The sequence below is a fragment of the Leifsonia shinshuensis genome (assembly GCF_022606355.1).
Taxonomy (GTDB): domain Bacteria; phylum Actinomycetota; class Actinomycetes; order Actinomycetales; family Microbacteriaceae; genus Leifsonia; species Leifsonia shinshuensis_B.
This window is the reverse complement of the sequence record NZ_JAHHZQ010000003.1, coordinates 261,414-274,574: the sequence shown is the minus strand read 5'-3', so window position 1 is coordinate 274,574 and position 13,161 is coordinate 261,414. Positions and strand designations below refer to the sequence as shown.

The window sequence follows — 13,161 nt, the reverse complement described above, 5'->3', positions numbered from 1 at the left end:
AGCACGGCCGGCGACGGCCGGCTCGTCACACCGCGACCCCCTCCGCCGAGTACACGACCTCCCCGCCCAGCACCGTGAGCCGGACGGTCGCATCGAGCAGCACCTCCGCGCCGTCGCGGAACGGATCGGCGTCGATGACGATGAAGTCGGCCGCCGCTCCCTGGCGCAGCACGCCGAGCTCCCCCTCCCAGCGCGAGGCGTACGCGGCGTCGCGCGTCGCCCGGCGCACCGCGTCAGCGATCGCCATCGCGTTGCCCGGGAGGTTCGGCGGCAGGTCACGGTCGGTCGCCGATCGCCGGGTCGCGGCGATGTAGAGGTTGGGCAGCGGGCCGTACGGCGCCGTCGGGGCGTCCGTCCCGAGCGCGAGCGTCGCGCCGGCGTCCGCGAGCTCGCCCCACGGGTACGCGCGCTCGACCCGCGCGTCGCCGAGCATCGCCCGCCAGTTCTCCTGGATCGCGGGGTCGCTGTGCACCGGCTGCACCGAGGCGACGACGCCGAGGCGCGCGAGGCGGGCGGGGGTGGCGGCATCCACCGTCTCGAGGTGCTCGATGCGGTGGCGGCGATCCGCGCGCGGCCCGTTGGCGGTCACGGCCGCATCGAGGGCGTCGAGCGCGAGAGCGGATGCCGCGTCCCCGATCGCGTGCATGGCGACCTGGAGGCCCGCGGCATCCGCGGCCGTCACCACGGCAGCGAGCGAGGGGAGGTCCCACAGCGCCTCCGGCTGCGAGCCGTCCGCGAACGGCGCGCGCATCGCGGCGGTGCAGCTGTCGATCACGCCGTCCACGAACAGCTTGATGCCGGTGATGCGCAACCAGGGTCCGGGGTGTTCGCCTGCCAACTCGATCGCGCGGGCGACGCCGGCCAGGTCGCCCTCGGTCGTGCCCGTGCGGTTGACGACCCAGTGGGCGGCCACCCGGATCGGCAGGGTGCCGTCGCCGTCGGCCAGCGCAGCGGTGAGCGCGCGCAGGTCGGCTTCGCGCAGCGCCATCTCGACCGCGGCGGTGACGCCGGCCTCCCTGTAAGTGTCGAAGGCCGCCCGCAATGCCCGCTCGCGCTCGCCGTCGGACACCAGCCCCTCGAGCCGGTCGAGCATCAGCCCGAGTGCCGCGTTCTCGAGCAGCCAGCCCGTGGCCGCCCCCGCAGCGTCCCGCTCGATCCTGCCTCCCAGCGGGTCGGGCGTGTCGTCGTCGATGCCCAGCTCGGCGAGCGCTGCGCTGTTCAGCCACGCCGAGTGCACGTCGTTGGCGTGGAGGTAGACCGGGCGGTCGGAGACGACGGCATCGATCAGGTCGCGGTGTGGCGGCCGTCCGCCGAGTGCGGAGAACAGCCAGCTGCGGCCGATCAGGCGGTCGGCGCCGGGCTGGTCGGCCGCGGCCTCCAGCAGCCGCGACTGGATCTCCGTCACGTCGGCGGCGTCGTGCAGGTCGACCTGGGTCAGCGACTCGCCGAGGCTGACAAGGTGGGTGTGCGCGTCGACGATGCCGGGGAGAACGACCGCGCCGTGCAGCTCGACGACTTCGTCGACCGGCAGGGCGTCGGCTGTGACGGTGTCCCCGACGAACGCGATCCGGCCGTCCTCGACCACGATCGACTCGGCCCAGGGCCGGGTGTCCGCAGTGAAGACCGCTCCGCCGCGGTAGTGGATCAGGGTGCTCACAGCGACTCCTTCGACCGTCGCGACGACCGCACGATCACGAGATAGAGGACGAACGGGATGATCAGGCCGACCGGCACCGAGAGGTCGATGCCGCTCAGGGCGGCGGCGATGGGGCCGACGAAGACGAGGGTCGCGCTGCACATCAGCGAGGCGGCGATGCCGACGAGCACCGCCGCGACGCCCGCGACATGGAAGCCGCCGGAGAACCAGAAGCGACTGCCGCGGGACTCGTCCGTCAGCGCGGGGCCGTCGTAGCGGTTGCGGCGCCACAACATGTCGGCGAGGTAGACGCCCATGATCGGCGCGAGGATCGTGACCCCCAGCTGCAGCGCGCTGGAGACGCTGTCGAGGAAGTTCCAGACCAGGAGGGCGAACAGCGTCATGGCTACGCCGACCGTCCCGTCGAGCAGCACCGTGCGCGAGCGGGGGAGCTTGATGCCGACGGCCTGCAGCGCAAGCCCCGAGCTGTACGCGGTCATGGCGTTGTTGGCGATGGTGCCGACGATGACCGAGATCAGGAAGACCGGGGCGAACCAGGCCGGCAGGAACTTCTCGAGGCCGGCTTCGGGCGACGTCATGTCGACGGCGCTCGCCGCGAGGCTGCCGACGAACGTGGCCAGGATGCCGGGGATGACGAGCCCGAGCGTCGTCCACAGCGCCACGTCGCGCACCCGCGTGCCGCGCGGCAGGTAGCGCGAGAAGTCGGCGCTGTTCGTGTACGAGAGCGGTGCGGAGGCGACGAGCGCGACGCCCGCGGCCATCATGGCTACGAGTTCGATGCCGGAGAGCGGCTTCGCGGGGGCGAAGCTCCAGTGCGCTCCGCTGACCACGAAGACGGCCATGCCCGCGAAGATCAGCGCGAGCACGATGGCGAGCGGCTGATAGAGCCGCATGATCAGGCCGTGACCGTACACGCTGATGACCATGGTGGCCGCCGCGATGACCACGGCACTGATCGCGATGGTCCAGCCGGTCGAGGGGACGCCGATGCGCCCGAGCAGACCGACGGCGACGGTCGTCGCGGCAGCCCAGTTGATGGCGAGGTAGCAGACGCTGATCAGCCAGCCCGCGATCGCGACGTTGAAGCGGTTGCCGGTGATGCCGTACATCGCGCGGGTGATGACCTCGCTGGGAGTGCCGGCCGCGGGACCGGAGCCGGCGACGATTCCGGTGACGATCGAGAACACGTTCCCGATCACGATGACGACGAGGGCCTCCCAGAGGCTGAGGCCCATGACCATGAGGGTCGCTCCGACCACCACTGCGAGGAAGTTGACGTTCGGCGCCGCCCAGACGGCGAACAGGTCGCGGGCGCGGCCGTGGCGCTCGGTCTCCGGGATGAAGTCGATGCCATGCGTCTCGATGCGCGTGGGGCTGTCGGCGTCGGTCGTCAGCGCTGACTCCTCCGCCAGTGTCTCGATGGGTGGTTGGTCTGACACGGGTCCTCCAGGTCATTCTGCAGAAGCGCTCGGGTGCGCGGAACGTCGTCGTTCGCGTCGGAGGGCACGCTACGTACCCAAAACGATTTGGGCAAGCGGGATCCGACGATTAGGATGCGGTGATGGCCCGGCAGCGATCGACCATCCGCGACGTGGCCCGACGCGCGGGCGTCTCGGTGACGACGGTGTCGCACACGTTCTCCGGCAACGGCGTGGTCAACGCCGCGACCCAGGCGCGCGTGCGTGCGGCGGCCTCCGAGCTCGGCTACCACCCGGACGTCGTGGCGAGCGGGCTGCGGCGGAGCAGGCTCGGGGTGGTCGGCCTGGTGCTGCGGCCGGCGGGAGAGCACCCGGAGCACGTGAGCGACGTCGACTACTTCCCGAGATTCGCCGGCGCAGCCGCCCTCACCTGCCTTCAGCACGGCTACGCGCTCATGCTCGTGGCCGACCCGACCGAACCGGGAGCGCCGGTGACCGCCTACGCGTGCGACGGAATCGTGGTCACCGACCCGGTCGCCGACGACCCCCTGGTCGCGCTGCTGCGCTCGAGCCGCACCCCGTACACGCTGGTCGGGGTGGACGTGAACGATCCGGACGATCCCCAGACCGTCGACATCGCGACACCGGCGATCACCGACCGCGTGCTCGATCTCCTCGCCGAGGCCGGTGCGACGCGTCCGGCGCTGGTCACCGGGTTCGACCAGATCGAGTGGAACCTGGCGACCGAACAGCGCTACCGGGAGCGGATGCGCGCGTCCGGCGCCGCGGAGGTCGTCGTCCACGCTCGCGAGCTCGACGGCGGCGAAGCGGGGAGCCGGGCCGCGGACGACTTGCTCGCCCTGCCCGAACGCCCCGACGGCGTGTACTGCCAGACGAGCGACCATGCGCGCGGTCTCGTGGACCGACTCCTGGAGCGGGGCGTCCGCGTGCCAGACGAGATCCGTGTCGTCTGCGGATCGGATGCCGACCGCCTCCGCAACGCGGAACCGTCGATCACCGCGGTGGACCTCCAGCCCGAAGCGCTCGGCCGGCAGGCGGCGGCCGCCGTGCTGCGTCAGCTCGAACCCGGCCTCGACATCTCGGTGCCGGAGCCGGATCACGGTCGCATCATCGAGCGTCGGTCGACCGCGACCCGAGCCGTCTGAGAGGGTCCGCAGGGAGCGTTCACCGGCCCGCCCCCGCCGGTTCACCCGGCTGTCGCCGTCGGAACCGAGGCTCGCTCCTGCCTGGGGAAACTCACACTCACCATTCAGGAGGATCGCACGATGCGCTCTCGAACCCGCACGTTCACCGTCGTCGCCGCCGGCGTCGTCGCCGTCTCGCTGTTCGGGACGGCTGCCGCGGTCGCGGCCCCCGCCATCGACAACGGCTGGCCGTACGGCCACGCCGTCAAGGCCCACGACGACAAGACCTACACGCTGGCCGCCGTCGGCGACATCGCCTGCGAGCCGAACGATTCCGACAACGCCGCGAACCCCGCAGCTCTCAAGTGCGGCAGCCCGAGCCTCGGCGGCTTCGACGCCGAGTTCGCGACGGCGAAGCAGGCCGACGCGATGAAGCCGGACGCCGTGGCGCTCCTCGGCGACGAGCAGTACCAGGTCGGCAAGCTGAGCGACTTCGAGGGCTCGTTCGAGCAGGCCTGGGGCGGCCTGAAGTTCCTCGAGAAGCCGGCGCCCGGCAACCACGAGTTCTACTCCTACACGAAGAAGGGCGACAACGAGGCCGGCCAGAACGGCAACGGCTACTTCGCCTACTTCAACGGTCACGACCAGTCCGGGACGCCCAACGCGTCGGGACAGGCCGGAGACGACACCCCGGCGAACCAGGGCTGGTACTCGTACGACCTCGGCAACTGGCACATCGTCTCCCTCAACGTCGAGTGCAACTCGGCCGCGTTCGGCAACGACTGCTCGACGACGGACGGCGGCCTGCTGGCGCAGGAGACGCAGTGGCTGGCCGCCGACCTGAAGAACAACCAGCAGCAGTGCACGATCGCGTACTGGCACCAGCCGACGTTCAGCGCCACCACCGCCTCCACCTCGACGGTCGCTGCGTCGGCGCCGGGCGCTGGCGGCCAGGAGGGCCAGGTGGCCGACGCCTGGTGGAAGCTGCTCTACGACAACCACGCGACCCTCGTCCTGAACGGTCACGAGCACGCCTATGCGCACCTGAAGCCGATGAACCCGGCAGGACAGTACGACCCGAAGCGCGGCATCCCGGAGTTCATCGTCGGCACCGGAGGCGAGGCACTCGACACCCTCGCGAAGAACGCGGACGGCAGCTTCGCGAACAGCAACGTGATCACCGGCTACGACCAGGGCTATGGCACGATGAAGCTCACGCTGGGAGAGCACTCGTACGCGTACTCGTACACGCCGGCGCTCGCGGGCGCCGGGCAGCCGGCGTCGGCGCTGAACTACTCCGACACCGGTTCGGGGAAGTGCCGGGGCTGACCTGACCGCGCGACGCGGCTGTCGCCTCCCGAACCCCGGGAGGCGACACCCGCGTCACCGGCCTCACCCGATTTGCGCCAAATGTGGCGTTATACGCCCCGAGTCGCCACATTTGCGGCGAATGTGGTCGTGCGATTCGTGACGAATGTCGACATTCGTGCCACGAATCTCGCGATTCGTGACGAATGTGGGGTTGCGCGATCTGCGCCAAATGTGGCGTTACACGCCCCGAGTCGCCACATTTGCGGCGAATGTGGTCGTGCGATTCGTGACGAATGTCGACATTCGTGCCACGAATCTCGCGATTCGTGACGAATGTGCGGTTGCGCGATTTGCGCCAAATGTGGCGTTAGGAGGGGTGGGTCGCCACATTTGCGGAAACGGCGGCGTCGGATTCGTGACGAATGTCGCGCGCTTCTGCGCGGACGGAGGTCAGAGGCCGTCGGCGACGGCGGCCGCCGCGCGCAGCCAGGCGCGGCGCGTGCGCGGCGCGAGCGTGTCGAACGCGAGGCGGCCACCGTGCATCTCCGGGTCGAAGGGGATGGTCACCGCCCGGCGCGCGAGGGGCTCGAAGCCGGCGGCGACGCGGCGCACGTCGGAGGCCGGGCCGGTGCGCTCGGACTGCGAAACGATGACCACCGCGTCGCGGGCGAGCCGCGCCGAGTTCGCGTCGCGCTGCAGCAGCGCCTCCAGCAACAGGGCGCCGGCCTCCGCGTGCTCGCCGAGGGCCGTGGTCGCGATGACGAGCTGGTCGGTGTGGTCGATCATCCGCAGCCACCGCTCGGCCGACTCGTCGTTGCCGCTGTCGATGAAGACGAGCCGGTAGAACTTGGTGGCCACCGTGTGCAGGACGTCGAAGTCGGCCGAGGAGATGCGCTGCTCGGTCGCGAGCATCGTCGGGTTCGAGCGCAGCACGTCGTACTTGTCAGCGTTCTGGTGGTGCACGAAGTGACCGATGTCGGCCGTGCGCGCCTCCGCCGAGAGCAGGGAGGCCGTCGCGGGGAGCAGGGACTGCACCGTGGCGTCGTGGGCGTCCTGTTCCGTGCGCCAGCCGAGCGTTCCACGCGTCTCGTTGTTGTCCCACGCCAGCACGCCGGATCCGCCGCTGCGCGCGAAGACCGCGGACAGCAGCGCGGTGGTCGGGGTCTTGTTGGCGCCGCCTTTGCCGTTGACGATCGCGATCGTGCGCGGACCGGCCCAGTGCCGGCTGACGGCGTCGAGCTCCTCGCGTTCGCGCAGTTCGCCGGCCGAGGGCTCGAGCGGGATGCCGGCCCGCGCCAACGCCCCGCGGACTCCGCGTCGCGCGCGGTCAGGGCGCGGCCGCTCCACATAGAGGAACGACTCGCGCTCGGGTGCCGTGCGCGGCAGCAGCGCGACGGGCGCGACCGGCGACGATCCGACCGGGGAAGAACCGGCCGCAGCCTGCGACGGTTCAGCCGCCGACGATTCGGCCGTCGACGATCCGTCCGCGGGCGACCCCTCCGGGCTGAGAAGCGCGGCGAAGCCGCCGGCCGACGGCGAGGACGCGGCGGCGGCCGGAGCGACCCCCACCTCGGGAGGCAGCTCCTCCTCGTCACCGATCGTGCCGTCGGGGTGCACGGCGAGCAGCCAGTCGCCTTCGTCATCGGAGACCATGAGCTGGACGGGATGCCCGGCCGAGGCGGCGATGTCGCCGACCCGGCGCAGCACGACCTCCCGCAGCCGTTGCGTGCTCTCCTCGGCGAACCACTCGGGTGCGCCGTCGATCGTGAGCTCACCCGTGGCATCCGCGCTGAAGCGGGCGCTGAGGTGGGGGGACAGGGGCAGGTTGAGGGCCACGGGACTCCTTCCGGGCCGGCGCGGCGAGAAGACACGCAGACCGACCGTGGACGGTATCCCCGTCTGCCGCTGACGTCCAGTGCCGCCCAGCGATCTGCCAGGATCACAGGGTCGACGCTCCCGTCGCCGGCTGAGCCCGCCCTCTCACCGCTGAAGGGCACGCAAACGCCCCCAAAACCCAGTTTTAGGGGCGGTTACGTGCCCTTCGCTCAGTGTGCGGCGACCGGTTCCGGCTCGCCGGGCGCTCCGGCGGCGGTGGAGGCCGCTGTCGCAGCCAGCGCAGGCTTGCGGCGCCGGTACAGCAGGGCCGAGAGCACGGCGCCGAAGGCGAACAGCCCGGCGCTGAACCAGTAGGCGGTCGAGTAGCTGTGCACCGCGGCCTCCTGCAGCACGTGCGGAGTCGGTGGCAGGTGGCCCGCAACGTAGTCGGTCAGCGCGGTCGCCGCGAGCGTGTTGAGGAGGGCGGTACCGATCGAGCCGCCGACCTGCTGGCTGGTGTTCACGAGGGCGGAGGCGACGCCGGCGAAGTGGCGGTCGACCCCGAGGGTCGCCGTCTGGATCGCCGCCGGCATGATCGAGCCCATGCCGACGCCCATGACCATGAGGGCGGGCAGGATCTCCGTGCCGTAGTTCGCGGTGACGCCGAGGCGGGTCAGCAGCAGCATCCCGGAGCCGGCGATCACCATGCCGATCGGCACCATGACCTTGGGGCCGAACCTGGGCACGAAGAGGTTGGTCGAGAACTGCGCGGCGATCACGAGCATGACGATCATCGGCAGGAAGGCGAGGCCGGTCTGGATGGGCGTGAACTTCAGCGTCGTCTCGAGGTAGTACGTGACGAAGAGGAAGATGCCGAACATGCCGGAGCCGGCGATGAGGATCGAGCTGTAGGAGGCTCCGCGGTTGCGGTCGAGCACGATCGGCAGCGGCAGCAGCGGGTGGGAGGCCCGGCGCTGCCAGAGCACGAAGGCGATCAGCAGCACGCCGGAGGCGGCGAGGAAGCCCCAGGTCATCGGCGAGTCCCAGCCGTCGCTCTCGGCGTTGGAGAAGCCGTAGACCAGCGAGAACAGCGCGCCGGAGACGAGCACGGTGCCCGGGATGTCGAGCTTCGGGCGCGGCTCGGTGCGGTGTCCGGCTGTGACGAAGACCATCGCGAGGGCGATCGCGGCGATGGCGATGAAGACGTTGATGTAGAGGTTCCAGCGCCAGTCAAACTGCTCGGTCAGCACGCCGCCGAGCAGCAGCCCGACCGCGCCGCCCGCGCCGGCGATGGCTCCGAAGATGCCGAAGGCGCGGGCGCGCTCCTTCGGGACGGTGAAGGTCGTCGTCAGCACCGCCAGGGCGGTCGGGGCGAGCAGTGCGCCGAACGCGCCCTGCAGGGCACGGGCGCCCACGAGCATCCCGAATGTGCCCGCGGCGCCGCCCAGTGCGGACGCCCCGGCGAAGCCGATGAGGCCGATGATGAAGGCGCGTTTGCGGCCGATGAGGTCGGAGATGCGGCCGCCGAGCAGCAGGAGGCTGCCGAAGGCCAGCGAGTAGGCGGTGACGATCCACTGGCGGTCGGCGTTGGAGAAGCCGAGGTCCTGCTGGGCCGAGGGGAGGGCGATGTTCACGACGGTCGAGTCGAGCACGACCATGAGCTGAGCCAGCGCGACGGTGACGAGCGTCCACCAGCGCCGCGAGTGCGGAACGGAGCCGCCGGCGGTCGCCGATGCGGCCGAGGAAACGGGAGAAGTCTGGGTCATGCGGGTCAGCATATACGAAACTCGGCAGTTTCGGATCTACTGAGTTCTAAAATTAACCTTAGAATGATCGAAGCGACATCACCAGACCCGGGCGACCTGACCGACACAGGCGAATAAGCCGACACAGACGAACAAGGGGGACAGCCGCAATGACGCAGCTCGACACCAGCGGATCCGCACCGAAGCTCGGCCGCAAGCGCGACCACACGCGTGACGCCGACATCCTCGACGCCGCCCTCGCAGTCCTCGCCGAGACCGGCTACGACCGGATGACCATGGACATGGTCGCCGCACGCGCCAAGGCGGGCAAAGCGACCGTCTACCGGCGCTGGGCCTCCAAGGGCGAACTCGTCGTCGACGCCATCGCGTGCATGAAGAAGAACGACATCGACCTCGAGCACCTGCCCGACACCGGCACGCTGCGCGGCGACCTGGTCGCGATGATCAGGCCGCACGCGATCGAGGACGGCGAGCGCAAGCTGCAGATCATGGCCGGCCTGACCTCCATGCTCGCCCGCGACCCCGACCTGGTCGATGCGGTGACGGCGGCGATCGTCGAGCCGCGCGCCTCCCTCAACCGGCTCTTCATGCGCCGGGCGATCGAGCGCGGCGAGATCCCGGCCGACACCGATGTGGAGACTCTCGCGATGCTCGTGCCGTCGATGACCGCCTACCGGGTGCTCATCCTGCAGCAGCCGGTCGACCGCACCTACCTGCTGTCGCTCATCGACGGGGTGTTGCTGCCGGCCGTGGGGATCCGGCCCGCGACCTCGTCGGCCGGCGCCTGAGGCGGTTCAGCGCCGGTCGAACCGCGCGCCCTCCGGCTTGGACGGCATCAGGTAGAAGACCAGCACGATGATCCAGCCGACGAGCGGGATGAAGCCGAGGAACCAGAGCGGACCGGCCAGGTTGGCGTCGTGCAACCGGCGCCAGCTGAGCGCCAGGCTGGGCACCAGGATCACGAGGTCCCAGACGATGTAGACCACGATCAGCAGCCAGCCGAACGGGCCGAGGCCCCGGCCTCCGTTGCCGATCGTGCCGAGCGTCTGGAGCAGGATGCCGTAGACGGCCCCGATGATGATGGCGAACAGGAACCACCACCAGAACTCGCTGCGGCTGGCCCGACCGGTGAAGTCGGCGTACTTCTTGAAGAACCGGCGGATGGCGTCACCGAATGTGGCGCCGTAGAGGGGCTGGCCCAGCGGTGCGGAGGCGGGGGGCTGCGGAGCGGTCATGGCGTGGTCCTTTCGAGCGGTGCGGTGCGTCGAGCGGGAACGGCCACAGTCAACTCCAGCTGTGCCGGCGCCCAGGTGCATTGTGACGCGGCGTGTCGTGCCGCGGAAGCCGGAGATTCGTGGCGAATGGCACGAACGAGGTGCCGTTTCGCGACATACGTGACGAATCCGCGGCCTCTCACCGGCGGCGCGTGAGGATCAGGTGGGCGACCATCGCGGTCCAGCCGGTCTGGTGGGAGGCGCCGAGCCCCTGGCCGGTGTCGCCGTCGAAGTACTCGTAGAAGAAGATGTTGTCCTTCCAGCGCGGGTCGGCCGAGAGCAGCGGGTAGCGGGCGTCGGCCGGTCGCCGTCCGTCGGGGCCGGGGAGGAACAGCGAGATCAGCCGGCGGGAGAGGTCGTCGGCGGCCTCGCCCGGGGTCAGCGCGTTGCCCGATCCGAGCGGGTCCTCGATGCGCACGCCGGTCTCGCCGTGCGACTCGTAGTGCTGCAGGGCGGCGATCAGGAGGGCGTTGAGCGGGAACCAGACCGGCCCGCGCCAGTTCGAGTTGCCACCGAACAGCGGGGAGGTCGACTCGGCCGGCTCGTAGTCGACCGACGCCTCGACACCGTCGACCTCCACCGTGAACGGGTGCTCGCGGTGGTAGGCGGAGACGCCGCGGATGCCGTGGTCGCTCAGCAGGCCCTCCGTGTCGAAGACCTGCTTCAGGATCCGCGTCAACCGCTCCGGCGACACCATCGCCAGCAGGTAGACCTGCTCGTCGCCGATCCGTCTGCGATGGAACGACGCGCCCAGCTCCGGATGCTTCACCAGGTACTGGTTGAGCACCTGCCGGAATTCCGGGATGGTCCGCACGCCCGGCTCGTCATAGGCGAGGGAGGCCACGACGGGCACCAGGCCGACCAGCGAGCGCACCTTGAGCGGCACCTCCCGGCCGTCGGTCAGGTGCAGCACGTCGTAGAAGTAGGCGTCGGCGTCGTCCCACATCCCCGAGCTGTTGGCGGAGCCCGCGATGCGCAGGAACTGCTCGCCGAACTTCACCGCGACGTCCTCGTAGACATCGTCGCGGCGCGCGAGCCGCAGGGCGATCTCGAGGAGGTCGAGCGCGTAGCTCGCCATCCAGCCGGTCGAGTCGGCCTGCTCCAGCGTCCCGACCTCCGGCGGCAGCGTCGACCGGTTGAGGGGTGCGATGTTGTCGAGGCCCATGAAGCCGCCCTCGAAGAGGTCGTCCTCGTCCTTGTCCTTGCTGTTCGTCCACCACGTGTAGTTGATCAGCAGCTTGTGGAGGATGCGGGCGAGGAAGCCGAAGTCGGTCCCGCCGTCGATGAGGAACACCTGGATCGCCGCCCAGGCGTGCGTGGGCGGGTTGACATCGGAGAAGTTCCACTCGTAGGCCGGCAGCTGCCCGTTGGGATGCATGTACCACTCGCGCAGCAGCAGGATCAGCTGCGCCTTGGCGAACGCGGGGTCGATGTGCGCCAACGTCACGCAGTGGAAGGCGAGATCCCACGCGGCGAACCACGGATACTCCCACGGGTCGGGCATCAGGATCACGTCGTCGGCGTCGAAGTGCCGCCACTGTCCGTTGCGCACGCCGCCGCGCCCGGGAGGCGGGGGCGGGCCCCCGGGGTCGCCGTCGAGCCACTTGTCCACGTTGAAGTGGAAGTACTGCTTCGACCAGAGCAACCCGGCGAACGCCTGGCGCAGCACGCGGGCTTCGTCCGGGTCGGTCGGCGCATTCGGGAGTCCGGAGTAGAAGGCGTCGGCCTCCGTCGCCCGCTGCTCGACGACGGCGTCGAAACCGGGCCCGAGCTCCTGTTCGCCCAGGGCCGCTGGGGTCGCCTCGGTGCCGGTCAGTCGCACGCGGATCACGCGGCTCTCGCCCGGACCGAGCTCGACCGTGTAATGGAGGGCGGCCTTGGTGCCGGTGTGCTCCGGGTTCACGGTCGCCGCGCCGTCGACGACGTGGTCGTTGATCCCGTCCTTCGGGTACGCGGGGGACTCGCCGGCGGTCGCGCCGAACAGCCGCGCAGTGTTGGTCTCGTTGTCGCAGAACAGGGCCTCCGGCGCGCCCTCGCCGCGCAGGGCCAGCGCCCCCGACGGCCCGGCCCCGACGATGCGCTCGCCGTCGAGCCGCAACGACGGCTTCTCGACCTCGTACCCCCACGACCAGGTGTTGCGGAACCAGAGGGTCGGCAGCACGTGCAGCGTCGCAGGCTCGGGTCCGGCGTTCTCGATCGTGATGCGCATCAGGAGGTCGTGCGGGCTGTCCTTGGCGTAGTCGACGCCGACCACCCAGTAACGGCCGTCGTCGAAGACGCCGGTGTCGACGAGCTCGTACTCGGGCTCGAGCCGGCCGCGGGCCGCGTTCGTGGCGATCAGGTCGGCGTAGGGGTACTCCGCCTGCGGGTAGTGGTAGCGCCAGGTGTTCCAGGCGTGGGTGGGCGTGCCGTCGAGGTACCACCAGTACTCCTTGACGTCCTCCCCGTGGTTGCCCTGCGGCCCGGCGAGCCCGAACATCCGCTCCTTGAGGATCGCGTCGCGCCCGTTCCACAGCGAGAGGCCGAGGCACCAGGTCTGCTTCAGGTCGGAGAAGGCGGCCATGCCGTCCTCGTTCCACCGGTAGGCGCGGCTCCTGGCGTGGTCGTGCGGGAAGAACTCCCACGCGTCGCCGTCGGCGCTGTAGTCCTCGCGGACGGTGCCCCAGGCGCGCTCCGCGACGTACGGGCCCCAGTCGCGCCAGCCGGCCGAGCCATCCTCTGTACGCGCGATCCGTTCGTGTTCGGCTCCGTCTGCGACCTGCGGCATGGGTTCAT

The 13,161-nt window shown here is 70.3% G+C and carries 9 protein-coding genes; 3 read left to right on the top strand and 6 right to left on the bottom strand.

The genetic code is table 11. The annotated features are described in order from the left end of the window. Positions 1–25 precede the first annotated feature (25 nt). Together KNO15_RS12790 and KNO15_RS12785 are read right to left on the bottom strand one after the other, a co-directional pair. On the bottom strand, positions 26–1,657 hold the full coding sequence (locus KNO15_RS12790) for an amidohydrolase (RefSeq protein WP_241704115.1): 1,632 nt from the start codon (positions 1,655–1,657) through the stop codon (positions 26–28). After that, positions 1,654–3,096 (bottom strand): purine-cytosine permease family protein, encoded by a 1,443-nt coding sequence (locus KNO15_RS12785; RefSeq protein ID WP_241704114.1) that lies wholly within the window; start codon positions 3,094–3,096, stop codon positions 1,654–1,656. Before KNO15_RS12785 ends, KNO15_RS12790 begins: the two co-directional genes overlap by 4 nt. 122 nt (positions 3,097–3,218) lie before the next feature. On the opposite strand from KNO15_RS12785, the gene KNO15_RS12780 reads away from it, so the two are divergent. Beyond that, complete coding sequence (locus tag KNO15_RS12780) at positions 3,219–4,241, top strand: LacI family DNA-binding transcriptional regulator (RefSeq protein ID WP_241704113.1); 1,023 nt, start codon at positions 3,219–3,221, stop codon at positions 4,239–4,241. Between the two features lie 120 nt (positions 4,242–4,361). After that, positions 4,362–5,549 (top strand): metallophosphoesterase family protein, encoded by a 1,188-nt coding sequence (locus KNO15_RS12775; protein WP_241704112.1) that lies wholly within the window; start codon positions 4,362–4,364, stop codon positions 5,547–5,549. Between the two features lie 432 nt (positions 5,550–5,981). Here the strand turns inward: KNO15_RS12775 and KNO15_RS12770 are convergent, their stop codons facing one another. Both KNO15_RS12770 and KNO15_RS12765 read right to left on the bottom strand, forming a co-directional pair. Further along, positions 5,982–7,367, bottom strand: coding sequence for a ParA family protein (locus KNO15_RS12770; RefSeq protein ID WP_241704111.1), 1,386 nt, complete (start codon positions 7,365–7,367; stop codon positions 5,982–5,984). Between the two features lie 209 nt (positions 7,368–7,576). After that, positions 7,577–9,112, bottom strand: coding sequence for an MFS transporter (locus tag KNO15_RS12765; RefSeq protein ID WP_241704110.1), 1,536 nt, complete (start codon positions 9,110–9,112; stop codon positions 7,577–7,579). Positions 9,113–9,261: 149 nt separating this feature from the next. Between KNO15_RS12765 and KNO15_RS12760 the strand changes: the two genes are divergently transcribed. After that, positions 9,262–9,900, top strand: a complete 639-nt coding sequence (locus KNO15_RS12760; protein WP_241704109.1) for a TetR/AcrR family transcriptional regulator — start codon at positions 9,262–9,264, stop codon at positions 9,898–9,900. A 6-nt stretch (positions 9,901–9,906) separates the two neighbouring features. Here the strand turns inward: KNO15_RS12760 and KNO15_RS12755 are convergent, their stop codons facing one another. Beyond that, positions 9,907–10,347, bottom strand: coding sequence for a DUF805 domain-containing protein (locus KNO15_RS12755; RefSeq protein WP_241704108.1), 441 nt, complete (start codon positions 10,345–10,347; stop codon positions 9,907–9,909). A gap of 178 nt (positions 10,348–10,525) precedes the next feature. Further along, entirely contained in the window at positions 10,526–13,153 is a 2,628-nt protein-coding gene (locus tag KNO15_RS12750; RefSeq protein WP_241704107.1) for an MGH1-like glycoside hydrolase domain-containing protein, read from the bottom strand. Positions 13,154–13,161 lie beyond the last annotated feature (8 nt).